This window comes from Burkholderia sp. Bp8991, assembly GCF_003853795.1.
Taxonomy (GTDB): domain Bacteria; phylum Pseudomonadota; class Gammaproteobacteria; order Burkholderiales; family Burkholderiaceae; genus Burkholderia.
On the sequence record NZ_QTQJ01000008.1, the window covers coordinates 175,851 to 191,648 of the forward strand.

Sequence of the window (15,798 nt, forward strand, 5' to 3'; positions counted from 1 at the left end):
CGCCCATGTCCATCCTTTCGTTTCTCCTCGGCGAGAAGAAGAAGTCCGCATCGGTCGCGAAGGAGCGCCTGCAGCTCATCATCGCGCACGAGCGGGTCGGCGGCCGGCCGCCGGCCGATTACCTGCCGGCGCTGCAGAAGGAGCTGGTCGCGGTCATCTCGAAGTACGTCCATATTTCGAACGATGACATCCGCGTGAGCCTCGAGCGCCAGGACGATCTCGAAGTCCTCGAAGTGAAGATCGAGATTCCGCAAGCCTGACCGCTGTCTGTCCCCCCGCACGGTGGCGCCTGCCGCCGTGCGCGTCTTACGCCCTGTTGCACTTTCGGTCGCGCCGTAACACGGCGTCTGTCGGCCGTTGGTCGATCTCCCGCATTGAACGAATACGCTCGCGTCATTTGTCAATCAGGAGGTTGTGATGGCTGTCTCTACCGTTCAACGCCGTATCGTTTCGCTCGTACTGTTCGCCGCGGGCCTGTCAGCCGTCGCCGCGCCGCTCGCCGCACGCGCCGACGAAATCCTCGTCGGTACGCCCGTGATGGTGCAGTCGGGCCGGATGGTCGTCGCCGAACCGGTGGCCGCGCCCGCCGAGGAAATCGTCGTCGTCGCGCCGAACGCGCCGCCGCCGGTGCGCTACGAGGTCGTGCCCGACGCACGCGTCGGCTATGTGTGGGAGCGCGGTCACTGGCACTGGGATCATGGCCGCTACGTCTGGATCGGCGGTCGCTGGGAAACCGAGCGTATCGGCATGCACTGGGTGCCGGGCCACTGGGATCAGCGCGGCCCGAACTGGTTCTGGACGCGCGGCCACTGGGCCTGACGGAGGCGCGCGATGAAAAGAACCGCCCTTGCCATTGCGCTCGTCGCGATCACGCTCGCCGGCTGTATCGTCGTGCCGGCGCGGCCCGTCTACTATCGGCCCGCGCCGGTGGTGATCTACTGAGGGGTACGCGGGCCCGTCTGCGCCGGGCCGCTCGTGCCGGAAGGAGTCGTGCCGGAAGCGGTCGTGCCGGAAGCGGACGGTCCGTCGTCGTGCGACGTCGCGGGCGTGTGCGTGGCGGCGTTGCCGGCCGCCGGGGCCTCCGGCTCGCCACCGTCCCGTTCGCGCAGCGTGTCGAGCGGATCGGCGGGCGCGGTGGCCGCGTCCTGCGGCTCGACGACGCCGGCCGCAACCGCCGGCGCCGCGGCGGGTTCAGCGGCGGCCGCGGGCGGCGCGAGATAGCGCTGCGCGAGTGTTTCGTAGAGCGGCGGCGCGAAGAAGCGCGCCATCCGGCTCGACACCAGCGCGGTCGCCATCAGCGAAATCACGAGCGCGTGACCGTTGATCATCTCCATCACGATCACGAACGACGTGATCGGCGACTGCGTGACCGCCGCGAGGTAGCCGACCATCGCGAGCGCGATCAGCATCGGCAGGCTCATGTCGCCGAACACGAGGTGCAGCAGGTTGCCGAACCCGGCGCCGATCGACAGCGACGGCGCGAAGATCCCGCCCGGAATGCCCGGCAGGTACGACGCGACCATCGACACCATCTTCAGGAACGGATAGAGCACCGACAGCCGTTCATGGCCGTCGAGCAGGCCGCGCGCCTCGGCATAGCCGCTGCCGAACGTCGTCCCGCCCGACACGAGGCCGACGACGGCGATCACGAAACCGCACAGCGCCGCGAACGCGATCGGGCGCTCGCGATACAGGCCGAGCAGGCGCGCGGGCAGCCAGCGCCCGGTATTGAGCAGCAGCCAGCTGAAGAGGCCGCCCGCGACGCCGGTCACGAGCGCGGTGACGAGCACGGCGACGGCGAGCATCTTCGGGAAATGCTGGCCGGCGTCGATCGTGCCGAAGTACGTGTAGTTGCCGTTCAGGCCCAGCGCGACGACACCGGCGAGGATGATCGCGGTGATCAGCACGCCGCTTGCGCGGGCGGAGAAGCTGCGGGTCAGCTCCTCGATCGCGAACACGATCCCGGCGAGCGGCGTATTGAACGCGGCCGACAGGCCGGCCGCCGCGCCGGCGAGTACGAGCTGTCGTTCGATCTGCGCGTTCGAGCGCGGGTAGAAGCGCCGCAGGTTGAACATCAGCGACGCGCCGACCTGCACGGTCGGGCCTTCGCGTCCGATCGTGAAGCCGCCGAGGATGCCCATGAACGAGATCAGGACCTTGCCGAACAGGATGCGCAGGGTCAGCAGCCGCGCGCCGAACGCGCCCGGGCTCGCATGCAGCGTCGCAATGACCTGCGGGATCCCGCTGCCCTCGGCGCCGCGGAAGAAGCGGCGCGTGAGCCATGCCGACGCGGCGGCGATCGACGGCGTCAGCAGCAGCGGCAGCCACGCGGCGTGGTCGCGCATCGTGCGGAACGTGTCGTAGCCCCAGTCGATCAGCCGCGCGTACAGCACGGCCGCGAGGCCCACGGCGATCGCGCCGAGCCAGAACACGCCGTACTGGCGCCAGATCCGCAGCGAGCGGCGGGTGAGGGCGGGAAACAACCCGGAAAGCAGGGCAGGAAGGGCGGGGCGTTGCATCGGCGGAAGCCGGGAGGGCAAAGAGCGCATTATAAAAAGAACCTGATGCAGCCGGGGCTCGACAAATCCTCACAAAAGCGTCGCACTTTGTTGCAAATGTAATGTCGGCGTAATGTATCAACGCGGCAACCGTCGTTAGCATCACCAAATGGCCGGCCCACCCCATTCATCATAAGAAAAGTGAAACGCATCCTCATCGTGAAAGTGACGTCGCTCGGCGACGTCGTCCAGACGCTGCCTGTCGTCGCGGACCTCCACCGTGCCTTTCCGGGCGTAACGGTCGACTGGGCCGTCGACGAATCGTGCGCCGAGGTCGTGCGCTGGCATCCGGGTGTGAGCAAGGTGCTTTGCGCGCCGTTGCGGCGGTTCAAGAAGCTCCGGAACGGCGGCGACCTGAAGGCGATCTCGGCGTCGATCGGCGCGCTGCGCGCGCACCGCTACGATGCGGTCATCGACCTGCACGGCGTCTACAAGAGCGCGATCATCTCGGCACTCGCGCGTGCCGCGCGCCGCGTCGGCTATCAGACGCAGGATCTCGGCGAGGCGGGTGCCCGCTTCGCCTACTCGCATCGCTTCGGCCCGCGGCCGGACTGCGACGCGTGGCACGGGATGCGCGTGAGCGCCGGCGAGGCGCTGGGCTATGTCCCCGAGGGCAGCGCCGCTTACGGGATCGTCCCGCCGCAGGATGCGAGCCTGCCGCCCGCCGTGACCGACGGCGCGCCGTTCATGCTGCTGTTTCACGCCACGTCCAATCCGGACAAGCAATGGCCCGCCGACCACTGGGCCGCACTGGCCACGCAGATGATGGCGCGCGGCGTGCGCGTGCTCGTGCCGTGGGGATCGGCAGCCGAACACGACGCTGCGCAGGACATTGCCGCGCGTGCGTCGGGCGCGATCGTGCTGCCGGCGATGTCGGTGCGCGAACTGGGTGCGGCCATCGGCCGGGCCGCCCTCGTGGTGGGAGTCGATACCGGGTTCGTGCATATGGCGCACGCGCTGCAGCGGCCGACCGTGATGATTTTCGTCGCGACGTCGCGTCACCATTGCGGCATCGGCGGCGCGCCGAACGCGCTGTCGATCGGCGAACCGGGCGCGCCGCCGTCGGTTGCGCAGGCACTCGATGCGATCGATGCGGTCGGGCCGGCCTATGGCGCGCTGCGTGACCGGCTGACGGCCTAGGGCCAGCGCGAGCCCGCTATCGGCATGAACCGGCCCGGGGGAAGCGGGCCGCGCGTTCAGGCGAGCAGCGCTGCGACCGTCATCACCGCGGCGACGGCGGCCAGGTTGGCGAGAAGCGCCTCGAACAGGATGCCGCGCCAGGTTTTCGGCCGGAAGCGCGCCGCGAGCAGCAGGGCGCCACCCGGCGCGAGCGCCAGGATCAGGACGAGGTCGGCGTTGTCGAGGCGGAGGTCCATTGCGGCGGCTCCTTCAGCGGAGGGAGCCCGGGGTGCGTGACGGCGCCCCCGGATCGAACGTAAGCGGCGGCCCCCGCCGCACAACCCGGGGCGCCCCGAGGGCTCAGACGAGCGATGCGTCGCGGGTTTCGCGCATCAGCAGCACGCCGACCAGGCTGATTGCCGCCGCAACCGACACGTAGCCGCCGACCCACGACAGGCCGCCGCGCGCGGCGAGCAGCTGCGCGATGTACGGCGCGATCGACGCGCCGAGGATCCCGCCGAGGTTGTACGCGACCCCCGCGCCCGTATAGCGGACGTTGGTCGGGAACAATTCGGGCAGCAGCGCGCCCATCGGCGCGAACGTCACGCCCATCAGGAACAGCTCGATGGTCAGGAACAGCGCGACGAGCGGCATCGAGCCGCTGCCGAGCAGCGGCTCCATCGCGAAGCCGGACGACAGCGCGGCGATCGCGCCGACGACCAGCACCGGCTTGCGGCCGAAGCGGTCCGAGGCCCACGCCGACAGCGGCGTCGCAAGCCCCATGAACACGACCGCGAAGCACAGCAGGCCGAGGAAGCTCTGGCGCGGAATATGCAGCGTCGACACGCCGTACGACAGCGAGAACACCGTCGAGATATAGAACAGCGTGTAGCAGACCACCATCGCGAGCGCGCCGAGCAGCGTCGGCTGCCAGTGTTGCGAGACGAGCGTCGCGACCGGCACGCGCACGCGCTCGTTGCGGTCGAGTGCGGCCTGGAACGCCGGCGTCTCGGTGATTTTCAGCCGCACGTACAGGCCGAGCGCGACGAGCACCGCGCTGACGAGGAACGGGATGCGCCAGCCCCAGCTGCGGAATTGTTCGTCGGACAGCGACAGCGCGAGCGCGAAGAACAACCCGTTCGACATCAGGAAGCCCACCGACGGGCCCAGCTGCGGGAACATCCCGAACCAGCCGCGCTTGCCTTGCGGCGCGTGCTCGGTCGCGAGCAGCGCCGCACCGCCCCATTCGCCGCCGAGGCCGATCCCCTGGCCGAAGCGCAGCACGCACAGCAGCACCGGTGCGAGCGCACCGATCGTGTCGTAGCCGGGCACGAAGCCGATCGCGGTGGTGGACACGCCCATCACGAGCAGCGACGCGACGAGCGTCGATTTGCGGCCGATGCGGTCGCCGAAGTGGCCGAACAGGAACGAGCCGATCGGCCGCGCGATGAACGCGATGCCGAACGTGACGAATGCGGACAGCGCCTGGGCGGTCGCGGAGCCGTGCGGAAAGAACACGGGGCCGATGACGAGTGCCGCGGCGGTCGCGTACACGTAGAAGTCGTAGAACTCGATCGCGGTGCCGATGAAGCTCGCGAACACGATGCGCCGGTGGCTGACGGCGCCGGCCGAACCGGTTGCGTGTGCAACGGCCGGGGGAGATGCGGACATGGATGTCTCCGTTTTGTCGTTGGGCGGTCGGCCGGGTGAGCGCTCGGGCAGGCGGGCGCTTGCCGGGAGCGGCCGAGCGGATGAGGCGGCGGCGTGGACGCGCGGCGTGGCGCGGACGTCACCCGCCGGTCGACGATGGAGACGGATAGGTCGCCGCCGCCCGGTGCCGGCGTGGTCGGCTCGCATGCCGGGTGCGGCGCGCGAACGCGCGCGGGAGGGTGGCCGCGCGATTGCGGAAAATTATAGCCAGCGCCGCGACATGGCGGCAAACGCGGGCGGGCGCGGGCTCAGTCGATCGATTGCGCCTGCGCGGATGCGGTGCTTTGCAACTGGAAGTGGCCGTCGTCGTTGAACAGCCAGCCTTCCATCATCTCGAGCCGGCCATTGCCGTCCAGCAGTTTCGACGGCGGTGGCGGCAGTGGCGCCGAGCGGCGCAGCGACGCGAGCGCGAGCGCTTCCGCTTCACTGTCGCCGTTGCTGCGATAGACGGATGCGTTGACGAGCTGGCCACTGCGATCGACGGTGAACGCGACGACGACGAGCGAGCGCAGCATCGCCTGCGGCATCCCGTGCGACACGGCGGACGGATTGTGCTCGGCGACGCACTGCGCGACTTCCACGCGGTACTGGTCGCGATTCGCGCTGCGGATGACCGACGGAATCGTCAGGATCGAGCGCAGCGACGGGGGCGGCGTGATCGTGCAGGCGGCAAGCATGACGGCGGCGACCAGCGCGGCAATGCGCAGCCGGTCGACGCCCGGGCAGGGAAGAGGAGGCATGGGGGAGTGCCGGAGGGTGACGATAAAAAAATGATAGGCGTCTGCGCGCGGCGCGTTATCGGGACAAACGCATAGCACGCGAAGCGCGATGTGCCGATTCGCGGATGATGGCGATTCGGCGGGGCTTCCGGCGCGCATCGCGACGCGATGTGACATGACACGTGACCATGCGGGCACGACGATTGCGCACGCGCGGCGCGTGCCGGACGCAACGGCAGCGGCGTGCTCGACCGGCTCAGTAGCCGTGTGTCACGAGCGATAGAACGGACAGGTCCGGATGCGTGCCGTCGATGATGGTCTTGCCGATGTGCACGGCTTCATGCACCGCTTCCTCGACGCTCGCGAAGCTTTCTTCGCCGTCCGCATGGAACGGCACGGCATGATCCGGCAGCGCGGGGTTCACGCCCGGATGGCAGACATAGCCTGTGTAGGTGTAGCGCGCATCGCTGCCGGGGACGAGGCCCGGCACCACATGGATCTCGAAGCCTTCGTAATCGACGTGATCGGGCGCTGTCGACAGTTCGGTCATGGCGGTCTCCGTGTGCCGCACGCACGGATGGTGCGGGCGGCATCGAATTGCGGCGGCGGTCGTGTCGCCGTGCTGATCGAATTCTAGGCGATGGCGGCCCGGCCCGTGAGGGCTGCGCGCGTCGCCTGCGGCAACGTCGAGCGTGCCGCAGGCGGTGCGTGTTACCGCGTGCAGCGCGCGTCCTTGCGCTGCACCACGAGGATCACCGGATACTTCTGGCCGTGCTCGAGTTCCACCGGCGCGACGACCGTCAGCGTCGCCGGGTCGGAATCGTCGTACACGCTGACCTGCTCGTTGCGGATGTAGGTCACGCCGGTGCAGTTCGTCGCGCGTCCGTCATCCGATACCTTGCACTGGAGCTCGTTTTCCTTCAGGTAGTTGTACGGCGTCGGGCTCGCGAGATATTCGCGCAGGCCGCGCGGCGAGCCGCCGACGCCCTTCACGTACGCGATCGCGCACGACGGTGTTTGCGCGTCGGTGCCGGAGGCGGAATCGGCGGCCGCTGCGTGCGTGCCGACGGCGGCCAGCAGGGCGACGAGCGACGAGGCGATGAAGGGCTTCATGACGTGGATTTCCCGTTTCGCGAATCGGAGCGCCGGATTGTAACGGCATCGGGCGAGATGCGTCGGCAGGCAGAGGCGGGCAGCGTGCGCGGCGCGCCGCGGACAAACAAAAACCCCGTCATTCGATGAATGGACGGGGTTGGGCGAACTTCCTGGCGGAAGCGGTGAGATTCGAACTCACGGACAGTTTCCCGTCGCCGGTTTTCAAGACCGGTGCCTTAAACCGCTCGGCCACGCTTCCACACGAGGCGGCATTGTAACCGAAATGCCGCCTCGTTCCGCTTCAATCGTCACGCAGGAACAATTCCTGCAAGTCGTTGAGGAAACGCTGGCCGAGCGGCGTCGGCGCGATCTGCGCGAAATCGCGCGTGATCAGCCCGCGCCGTTCCGCTTCCTTCAGTGCCGGCTCGATCGTGCTGATCGGCAAACCCGTGCGTTCGACGAAGCTGTGCACCGGGAAGCCCTCGACGAGCCGCAGCGTGTTCAGCATGAACTCGAACGGCAGGTCGCGCGCCCCGACTTCACGCTCTTCCTGCACCGGCGTGCCGGCCATCGCCTGTTCGATGAAGGTGGCCGGATGCTTGTAGCGCGCCTGCCGCAGGATCCGGTTCGGGAACGACAGCTTCGTGTGCGCGCCCGCGCCGATTCCGAGATAGTCGCCGAAGCGCCAGTAGTTCAGGTTGTGCTTGCACTGATGATTCGGCTTCGCGTACGCCGACACTTCGTAGCGGTCGTAGCCGGCCTCGGCCGTGCGCGCGTGGATCCATTCCTGCATGTCGGCCGACGCGTCGTCGTCGGGCACCGCGGGCGGAAACTTCGCGAACAGCGTGTTCGGCTCGAGCGTCAGGTGATACAGCGACAGATGCGGCGGCGCGTACGACAGCGCGGTCTCGATGTCGGCCCGGCATTCGTCGAGCGTCTGGTTCGGCAGCGCAAACATCAGGTCGAGGTTGAAGTTGTCGAACGTCTTCGCGGCGATCTCGACGGCCGCGCGCGCCTGCGCGGTGTCGTGAATACGGCCGAGCGCTTTCAGATGGCCTTCGTTGAAGCTCTGGATGCCGACCGACAGGCGGTTCACGCCGCTCGCGCGGAATTGCGCGAACTTCGCGGCCTCGAACGTGCCCGGGTTCGCCTCGAGCGTGATCTCGGCGTCGGCATCGAGCGGCAGCAGGGCGCGCACGTCGGACAGCAGCCGGTCGAGGCCGGCCGCGGACAGCAGGCTCGGCGTGCCGCCGCCGATGAACACCGTATGCACCTGCCGGCCCCAGACGAGCGGCAGCGCCTGTTCGAGATCGGCGCGCAGCGCATCGAGGTACTCGGTTTCCGGAAACCGCTCGCCTTTCCACTCGTGCGAGTTGAAATCGCAGTACGGGCACTTGCGCACGCACCACGGAAAATGCACGTACAGCGCGAGCGGCGGCAGCGACGTGAGCCGTACCTGCCCGGGCGACGTGAAGGTCGCGACGACGCGCGCGCCGGTTTCCACCGCCTGGCTCATGCGGCCTCCGGTTGCGAATGCGTGACGAGGACGATCATGCCGGTTCCTCCGCGAGCCGCGCGAGCAGCGCCTTCAGCGCGAGCGCGCGATGGCTGTGCGTGTTCTTCACGGCCGGCTCGAGTTCGGCCGCCGTCGCGCCGAGCGACGGCAGGTGGAAATACGGGTCGTAGCCGAATCCGTGCTCGCCGCGCGGCGTGTCGACGATCTCGCCCACCCAGCGGCCTTCGGCGAACAGCGGTTCGGGATCGTCCGCGTGGCGCACCAGCGCGAGCACGCAGCAATAGTATGCGCGTCGGTCTGCGACGCCGCGCAGCTGCTCGACGAGGTACGCATTGTTGGCCGCGTCGCCCTTGGCGCCGCCCGCGCGCTGCGCATAGCGCGCCGAATAGACGCCCGGTGCGCCGCGCAGCGCGCGCACGCACAGCCCCGAATCGTCGGCGATCGCCGGCAGGCCGGTGAGCCGCGACGCGTGCCGCGCTTTCGTCAGCGCATTCTCGATGAACGTGCCGAACGGTTCTTCCGCCTCGGGCACGGCCAGGTCGCCCTGCGGCACGATCTCGATGCCGACCGTCGAGAACAGCGCGGTGAATTCGCGCAGCTTGCCGGCGTTGTTCGACGCGAGCACGATGCGCGACAGCGGCGCGAGGGTGCGATCATCAGACATGGCCGGCGCCCAGCACGTCCTTCTGCAGCTGCACGAGCTGGCCGATCCCGTTTTGCGCGAGGTCGAGCAGCGCGTTCATCTCGGCGCGCGAGAACGGCACGCCTTCGGCGGTGCCCTGGACTTCGACGAAGCCGCCGGCGCCCGTCATCACGACGTTCATGTCGGTATCGCACTGCGAATCTTCGGCATAGTCGAGATCGAGCACGGGCGCGCCTTCGTACACGCCGACCGAGATCGCGGCGACGTGGCCGGTGATCGGCGAGCGCGCGAGCTTGCCGGCCGCGATCAGCTTCGACACGGCGTCGTGCGCGGCGACGAAGGCGCCGGTGATGCTGGCCGTGCGCGTGCCGCCGTCGGCCTGGATCACGTCGCAGTCGATGTGGATCGTGCGCGGGCCGAGCGCCTCCAGATCGAACACCGCGCGCAGCGCACGGCCGATCAGGCGCTGAATTTCCTGCGTGCGGCCCGTCTGCTTGCCGCGCGCCGCTTCACGGTCGCTGCGCGTGTGCGTCGCGCGCGGCAGCATTCCGTATTCGGCCGTCAGCCAGCCCTGGCCGCGATCGCGCAGGAATTCGGGCACGCGCTCGGCGACGCTCGCGGTGCAGATCACCTTGGTATCGCCGAATTCGACGAGTACCGAGCCTTCGGCGTGTTTCGTGTAGTGGCGCGTGAGGGCGACCTTGCGCAGTTCGTCGGCGCGGCGGCCGCTCGGGCGGGACAGGGAAGACGTCATGGGGGAATCGTGGACGGAAGAGGAAACCCCGATTTTAGCGCCGAACGGCAGGCGTGCCCGGCGGGGTGGGGCGCAAAAATGGGATAATGCGCGCTTCCCGCCCCGCGCCTTGCAATGCGCCGGGCGCCTCGACATATTCCCGCCCGTGAAGGGCACCCAGACGGCGAGACGAACCATGATCTACAGCATGACGGGCTATGCGAGCGCGACGCGCGAACTCGCGACGGCCACCGGCAACGGCGGCACCAGCGTGTCGGTCGAACTGCGCACCGTGAACTCGCGCTTCCTCGACCTGAATTTCCGCATGCCGGACGACGTGCGCGCGTGCGAACCCGCGCTGCGCGAAATGCTGATGAACAAGCTGTCGCGCGGCAAGGTCGACGTGCGCATCAACCTGCAGCGCGGCGAGCAGAGCATCGGTGCGGGCGCGCTGAACCAGACGGCGCTCGGCCAGCTCGCCGAGCTCGAGCGTTCGGTGCTCGATTCGTTCCCGGGCGTCGGCCGCCTGCGCGCGGGCGAGATCCTGCGCTGGCCGGGCGTGCTCGCCGAGAGCGGCGTGTCGGCCGAAGCGATCCGCGACGCGGTGCTCGCGTGCGGCAAGGAAGCGATCGGCGAGCTCGTCGTCGTGCGTTCGCGCGAAGGCGCGCAGCTGGCGACGATGCTGCTGTCGAACGTCACCGAAATGGAAGCGATCGTCGCGCGCATCACGCCGCTCGTGCCTGAGCTGATCGCGAAGCATCAGCAGAAGATCGTCGAGCGGCTGCAGGAAGCGCTCGGCATTGCGGCGCCCGAAGGCAGCGCGCCGATCGTCACGCGCGAGGAAGCCGCGGAACGCATTCGTCAGGAAGTGACGATGTACGGCATCCGGATCGACATCGCGGAAGAGCTGTCGCGACTCACCGCGCACCTGAACGAAACGCGTCACGTGATCGAGAAGGGCGGCCGCGTCGGCAAGCGTCTCGACTTCATGATGCAGGAACTGAATCGCGAAGCAAACACGCTCGGCTCGAAGGCGGCGGCGAAGGAACTCGCCGACGCATCGATGGCGCTCAAGCTGTTGATCGAGCAGATGCGTGAGCAAGTGCAAAACCTGGAGTAAAGCAACATGACCGACCTCAACCGCGACGGCCACGCGTCGCATGCGCTGCACGGCGGCGTCTATCCCGGCAACCTGTTCATGGTCGTCGCGCCGTCGGGTGCCGGCAAGTCGACGCTCGTGAACGCGTTGCTGTCGAAGGACAGCGACATCTGCCTGTCGATCTCGTACACGACGCGCAAGCCGCGCCCGGGCGAGCAGGACGGCCAGCACTACCACTTCACGACCGTCGAGGATTTCCGCGCGCGCCACGCCGCGCACGAATTCCTCGAGAGCGCGGAAGTGCACGGCAACTATTACGGCACGTCGCGCGTCTGGATCGAAGAGCAGATGATGAACGGCCACGACGTGCTGCTCGAGATCGACTGGCAGGGCGCACTGCAGGTGAAGAAGCAGTTCCGCAACGCGGTCGGCATCTTCATCCTGCCGCCGTCGCTCGACGCGCTCGAGGAACGTCTGAAGAAGCGCGGCCAGGACGAGCCGAACGTGATCACGCGGCGCCTGCTGGCTGCCGGCAGCGAGATCGCGCACGCGTCGGAAGCGGAATACGTCGTGATCAACGAGAATTTCGATCGTGCACTCGCCGAACTCGAATGCATCGTCGCGGCCACGCGCCTGCGCTTTGCTTCGCAGTACGCGCGACACGCGGAGCTGTTCATCGAGCTCGGCATCCATCTGCCCCACGCGGAATGACGCGAGGGTAGAGGGACATAAGGTAGAATAACGACTATATTCAGAAGGAATTTCCAACATGGCTCGCATTACCGTCGAAGACTGCCTGAAGCAAATCCCCAACCGCTTCGAACTGGCGCTCGCCGCCACCTACCGCGCGCGGCAGCTCGCGCAAGGCCATACGCCGAAGATCGAGAGCCGCGACAAGCCGACCGTCGTCGCGCTGCGCGAGATCGCCTCCGGCCAGGTCGGCGTCGAGATGCTGAAGAAGGTGCCGGTGTAACGCGCATCCGGCCCGTTCCAGCCATGTAGTCCACGCGCGCAACGACTCGACCTGGAGGCGAATATGAGCACCACCCCATCGTCCGCCTCCGCGGATTCGACCACCGAAGCCACGGCCCAGTCGCCTGCGCGCCAGTACATCGACGCGGTCCTCGAACAGTCCTTTCGGCACCTGTTCGGGCCGACCGCCACGCCGGAGCAGCCGCGCAAGCACGGCGTCGTTTCGATCGCGAAACTGACGGGCGTGCTTGCCGAGTATCTCCCTCCGGAAGAAATCAAAGAGGTCAAGGCGGCGTTCCACTTCAGCGACGAAGCCCACCTCGGTCAATATCGCCAGAGCGGCGAACCCTACATCACCCATCCCGTCGCCGTCGCGGAAATCTGCGCCGGCTGGAAGCTCGACGCGCAAGCCGTCATGGCGGCGCTGCTGCACGACGTGATGGAAGACCAAGGCGTGACCAAGAGCGAGCTGGCCGAACGGTTCGGCCCGAAGGTCGCCGAACTGGTCGACGGCCTGTCGAAGCTCGACAAGATGGAGTTCCGCAGCCGCGAGGAAGCGCAGGCGGAAAACTTCCGCAAGATGCTGCTCGCGATGGCGCGCGACGTGCGCGTCATCCTCGTCAAGCTCGCCGATCGTCTGCACAACATGCGCACGCTCGGTGCGGTGCCGATGGAAAAGCGCCGCCGCGTCGCCCGCGAAACGCTCGACATCTATGCGCCGATCGCGCACCGCCTCGGGTTGAACAACACGTATCGCGAGCTGCAGGACATGAGCTTCGCGAACTTCAACCCGCATCGCTACGCGACGCTCGAGAAGGCCGTGAAGGCCGCGCGCGGCAACCGCCGCGAAGTGATCAGCAAGATCCTCGAGGCCGCCCAGCGCGCGATGGGCGACGCGAAGCTCGACGCCGAGATCACCGGCCGCGAAAAGACGATCTACAGCATTTATCGCAAGATGCGCGACAAGCAGCTGTCGTTCTCGCAGGTGCTCGACGTGTACGGTTTTCGCGTCGTCGTCGACAGCCCGCTCGACTGCTACACGTGCATCGGCGCGCTGCACGCGCTGTACAAGCCCGTGCCCGGCAAGTTCAAGGACTACATCGCGATCCCGAAGATCAACGGCTATCAGTCGCTGCACACGACGCTCGTCGGCCCGTTCGGCGCGCCGATCGAGTTCCAGGTGCGCACGCGCAAGATGCACGAGATCGCCGAGGCCGGCGTGGCCGCGCACTGGCTGTACAAGAACGGCGGCGCGGACCTGAACGACGTGCAGAAGCGCGCGCACCAGTGGCTGAAGTCGCTGCTCGACATCCAGAGCGAAGCCGGCGATTCGAGCGAGTTCCTCGAACACGTGAAGATCGACCTGTTCCCGGATGCGGTCTACGTGTTCACGCCGAAGTCGAAGATCATGGCGCTGCCGCGCGGCGCGACGGCGCTCGATTTCGCGTATTCGATCCACAGCGATCTCGGCAACCAGTGCGTGGCCGTGAAGATCAACAACGAGTTGCTGCCGCTGCGTACCGAGCTGAAGAGCGGCGACATCGTCGAGGTGATCACCGCGCCGTATTCGAAGCCGAACCCCGCATGGCTCGGCTTCGTGCGCACCGGCAAGGCGCGTTCGGCGATTCGTCACTACCTGAAGACGATGCGCCTGAACGAGTCGGTGCAGCTCGGCGAGCGGCTCGTCGACCAGAGTCTGAAGGGTTACGGGCTCGCGCTGGCCGATGTGGGGCCGGAAGTGTGGGAGAAGCTCGTCCAGTGGACGGGCAACAAGAGCCGCCAGGAAATCTTCGCGGACATCGGCCTCGGCCGCCGCGTCGCCGCGGTGATGGCCAAGCGCATCGAGGTGCTGATGAGCGGCCGCGATGCGGACGACGATCTGCCGAAGTCCGAGCGGCACCCCGCGCATAATGCGCCGCCGGTCGTGATTACCGGCACCGAAGGGATGTCCGTGCAACTGTCGGCGTGCTGCCGGCCGATTCCGGGCGACGCGATCATGGGCTATATCGGCATCGGTCTCGGGATGGCGATTCATACGACGGATTGCCGCGTCGCGCAGCGCATCCATCGCCGCGATCCGGGCCGCTGGATCGACGTCGAATGGGCGCCGCAGCCGGGTCGTCTGTTCGACGTCGCGGTGAAGGCGCTCGTGAAGAACACGAAGGGCATCTTCGCGCGCGTCGCGGCGGATATCACGTCGGCGGACGCGAACATCGTTCACATCGCGATGGACGAGGATCTGACGCACGAATCGACGGTGCTGCGCTTCGTGATCCAGGTGAGCGACCGCGTGCATCTCGCGAACGTGATGCGGCGCGTGCGGACCAATCCGGACGTGATGCGGATCATGCGCGAGCGCTCGACCGACGACAGCGTGCACGCGCGTCATGACGGCGGCATGCGCATCGAGCGCGAGCGGCAGGATTACTGACGCTGCGCGTTGCGATGCAGCGGAATGAGACGGCGGCCACGGGCCGCCGTTTTCGTTTGTGATGTGGGCTTGGCGTTGTGTGGCGGCAGCTCCCGCACGATTCGGGCGCGATCGGTGTTGCCGGGAAGAGGAGGAGAGGCGAAGAGGGTAAGCGGAAAAGAAAAAAGGGCCTTCCCGGAGGAAGGCCCTTCTGAGGTGGCGCGGCTGGCAGGATTCGAACCCACGACCCCTTGGTTCGTAGCCAAGTACTCTATCCAACTGAGCTACAGCCGCACGCAACAACAAAATGCTACAACATCGAACTGAAAGGGCCTTCGGTTGGGAAGGCCCTCGAAAAAGGTGGCGCGGCTGGCAGGATTCGAACCCACGACCCCTTGGTTCGTAGCCAAGTACTCTATCCAACTGAGCTACAGCCGCACGCAGAAGCGGAAGTATAGCAGGGTTGTATAAAAAGGGAAGCCTTATTCGCAAAAAATGTCACCCGATCTTGGGAAGGCCGCCTTCGTGTACCCTTGAAGCATCAGTCATCCATGCGTTGAATCTGCATCATGAACAAGGCGTTTGTCAAAGAGTCGGACGGCGACGACGACGATCTCGACCCGGGTCAGCCCGCGATTCCGGCGGGCACGAAGAATTACATCACCCCGGCCGGCCACAAGCGGCTCAGGGACGAGTTCCTGAACCTGATCGACGTCGAGCGTCCCGAGGTCGTGCGGCTGGTGTCGTGGGCCGCGTCGAACGGCGACCGGTCGGAGAACGGCGACTACATCTACGGCAAGCGGCGGTTGCGCGAGATCGACCGCCGGATCCGCTTCCTGACGAAGCGGCTCGATCTCGCCGAAGTCGTCGACGCGAGCCGCCAGGAGAACGTCGACCAGGTGTTTTTCGGCGCGACCGTCGATTACGCGACGCCGGACGGCGAGGATCATACCGTTACCATCGTCGGGATCGACGAGGTCGATCTCGATCGCGGTTGCGTCAGCTGGATCTCGCCGGTCGCGCGGGCGCTCATCAAGGCGAAGATCGGCGATACCGTCACGCTGATGACGCCGGCCGGTCCCCAGCCGATCGACGTGCTCGACGTTCGCTATCCGGCGTCGGGCAGCGCGTGAGCATGGCGCGGCGCATGCGTGCGGTGCAGCGCTGAAACGAACGAGCGCCCCGGGTGGGGCGCTTCGTCATGACGGTCCTGGCCGAACGGCC

The 15,798-nt window shown here is 67.3% G+C and carries 17 protein-coding genes and 3 tRNA genes; 8 read left to right on the forward strand and 12 right to left on the reverse strand.

Annotated elements, in window-relative coordinates; genetic code table 11:
- Window positions 1-5 precede the first annotated feature (5 nt).
- Together minE and DIE02_RS11905 are read left to right on the forward strand one after the other, a co-directional pair.
- Window positions 6-260 (forward strand): cell division topological specificity factor MinE, encoded by a 255-nt coding sequence (gene minE, locus DIE02_RS11900; protein WP_006486661.1) that lies wholly within the window; start codon window positions 6-8, stop codon window positions 258-260.
- A 157-nt stretch (window positions 261-417) separates the two neighbouring features.
- On the forward strand, window positions 418-819 hold the full coding sequence (locus DIE02_RS11905) for a YXWGXW repeat-containing protein (protein ID WP_124487787.1): 402 nt from the start codon (window positions 418-420) through the stop codon (window positions 817-819).
- Between the two features lie 116 nt (window positions 820-935).
- On the opposite strand, the gene DIE02_RS11910 is transcribed toward DIE02_RS11905, so the two are convergent.
- On the reverse strand, window positions 936-2,519 hold the full coding sequence (locus DIE02_RS11910; protein WP_260426261.1) for a chloride channel protein: 1,584 nt from the start codon (window positions 2,517-2,519) through the stop codon (window positions 936-938).
- Window positions 2,520-2,699: 180 nt separating this feature from the next.
- Here DIE02_RS11910 and waaC point away from each other — a divergent pair, with 180 nt between their 5' ends.
- Entirely contained in the window at window positions 2,700-3,698 is a 999-nt protein-coding gene (gene waaC, locus DIE02_RS11915) for a lipopolysaccharide heptosyltransferase I (RefSeq protein WP_044849276.1), read from the forward strand.
- A gap of 56 nt (window positions 3,699-3,754) precedes the next feature.
- Here waaC and DIE02_RS11920 read toward each other — a convergent pair whose 3' ends face one another.
- The 9 genes from DIE02_RS11920 to rph form a co-directional block, all read right to left on the reverse strand.
- Window positions 3,755-3,934 carry a hypothetical protein gene (locus DIE02_RS11920; protein ID WP_124522122.1) on the reverse strand — a complete coding sequence of 60 codons (180 nt, stop codon included), beginning with the start codon at window positions 3,932-3,934 and terminating at the stop codon, window positions 3,755-3,757.
- Window positions 3,935-4,037: 103 nt separating this feature from the next.
- Entirely contained in the window at window positions 4,038-5,348 is a 1,311-nt protein-coding gene (locus DIE02_RS11925; protein ID WP_124521660.1) for an MFS transporter, read from the reverse strand.
- Between the two features lie 287 nt (window positions 5,349-5,635).
- The gene (locus DIE02_RS11935) at window positions 5,636-6,127 is read right to left on the reverse strand and encodes an energy transducer TonB (protein WP_124522120.1); all 492 of its coding nucleotides are present in this window, start codon (window positions 6,125-6,127) and stop codon (window positions 5,636-5,638) included.
- A 235-nt stretch (window positions 6,128-6,362) separates the two neighbouring features.
- Window positions 6,363-6,656 carry a hypothetical protein gene (locus tag DIE02_RS11940; protein ID WP_044848553.1) on the reverse strand — a complete coding sequence of 98 codons (294 nt, stop codon included), beginning with the start codon at window positions 6,654-6,656 and terminating at the stop codon, window positions 6,363-6,365.
- A gap of 161 nt (window positions 6,657-6,817) precedes the next feature.
- Window positions 6,818-7,219: a hypothetical protein gene (locus DIE02_RS11945; RefSeq protein ID WP_044848554.1), complete on the reverse strand. Its 402-nt coding sequence runs from the start codon at window positions 7,217-7,219 to the stop codon at window positions 6,818-6,820.
- Between the two features lie 153 nt (window positions 7,220-7,372).
- Window positions 7,373-7,460 (reverse strand) — tRNA-Ser (locus DIE02_RS11950).
- Between the two features lie 42 nt (window positions 7,461-7,502).
- Entirely contained in the window at window positions 7,503-8,717 is a 1,215-nt protein-coding gene (gene hemW / locus DIE02_RS11955; RefSeq protein WP_124522118.1) for a radical SAM family heme chaperone HemW, read from the reverse strand.
- Window positions 8,718-8,751: 34 nt separating this feature from the next.
- Window positions 8,752-9,381, reverse strand: a complete 630-nt coding sequence (gene rdgB / locus DIE02_RS11960; protein ID WP_124487792.1) for an RdgB/HAM1 family non-canonical purine NTP pyrophosphatase — start codon at window positions 9,379-9,381, stop codon at window positions 8,752-8,754.
- On the reverse strand, window positions 9,374-10,114 hold the full coding sequence (gene rph / locus DIE02_RS11965; RefSeq protein WP_124529059.1) for a ribonuclease PH: 741 nt from the start codon (window positions 10,112-10,114) through the stop codon (window positions 9,374-9,376). The genes rdgB and rph overlap by 8 nt, the downstream gene beginning before the upstream one ends.
- A gap of 175 nt (window positions 10,115-10,289) precedes the next feature.
- On the opposite strand from rph, the gene DIE02_RS11970 reads away from it, so the two are divergent.
- From DIE02_RS11970 to DIE02_RS11985, 4 genes are all read left to right on the forward strand, one after another.
- Window positions 10,290-11,213, forward strand: a complete 924-nt coding sequence (locus tag DIE02_RS11970) for a YicC/YloC family endoribonuclease (protein ID WP_059598967.1) — start codon at window positions 10,290-10,292, stop codon at window positions 11,211-11,213.
- 6 nt (window positions 11,214-11,219) lie between these two features.
- Window positions 11,220-11,903 (forward strand): guanylate kinase, encoded by a 684-nt coding sequence (gene gmk, locus DIE02_RS11975; RefSeq protein WP_124487795.1) that lies wholly within the window; start codon window positions 11,220-11,222, stop codon window positions 11,901-11,903.
- Window positions 11,904-11,961: 58 nt separating this feature from the next.
- Window positions 11,962-12,165, forward strand: coding sequence for a DNA-directed RNA polymerase subunit omega (rpoZ, locus tag DIE02_RS11980; RefSeq protein ID WP_044848533.1), 204 nt, complete (start codon window positions 11,962-11,964; stop codon window positions 12,163-12,165).
- A gap of 63 nt (window positions 12,166-12,228) precedes the next feature.
- Window positions 12,229-14,595 (forward strand): bifunctional (p)ppGpp synthetase/guanosine-3',5'-bis(diphosphate) 3'-pyrophosphohydrolase, encoded by a 2,367-nt coding sequence (locus DIE02_RS11985; protein ID WP_124522116.1) that lies wholly within the window; start codon window positions 12,229-12,231, stop codon window positions 14,593-14,595.
- Between the two features lie 196 nt (window positions 14,596-14,791).
- Here DIE02_RS11985 and DIE02_RS11990 read toward each other — a convergent pair.
- A tRNA-Arg gene (locus DIE02_RS11990) sits at window positions 14,792-14,868 on the reverse strand.
- A 67-nt stretch (window positions 14,869-14,935) separates the two neighbouring features.
- A tRNA-Arg gene (locus DIE02_RS11995) sits at window positions 14,936-15,012 on the reverse strand.
- Window positions 15,013-15,143: 131 nt separating this feature from the next.
- Between DIE02_RS11995 and greB the strand changes: the two genes are divergently transcribed.
- Window positions 15,144-15,707: a transcription elongation factor GreB gene (gene greB, locus DIE02_RS12000; protein WP_124522114.1), complete on the forward strand. Its 564-nt coding sequence runs from the start codon at window positions 15,144-15,146 to the stop codon at window positions 15,705-15,707.
- Window positions 15,708-15,798: the final 91 nt, after the last annotated feature.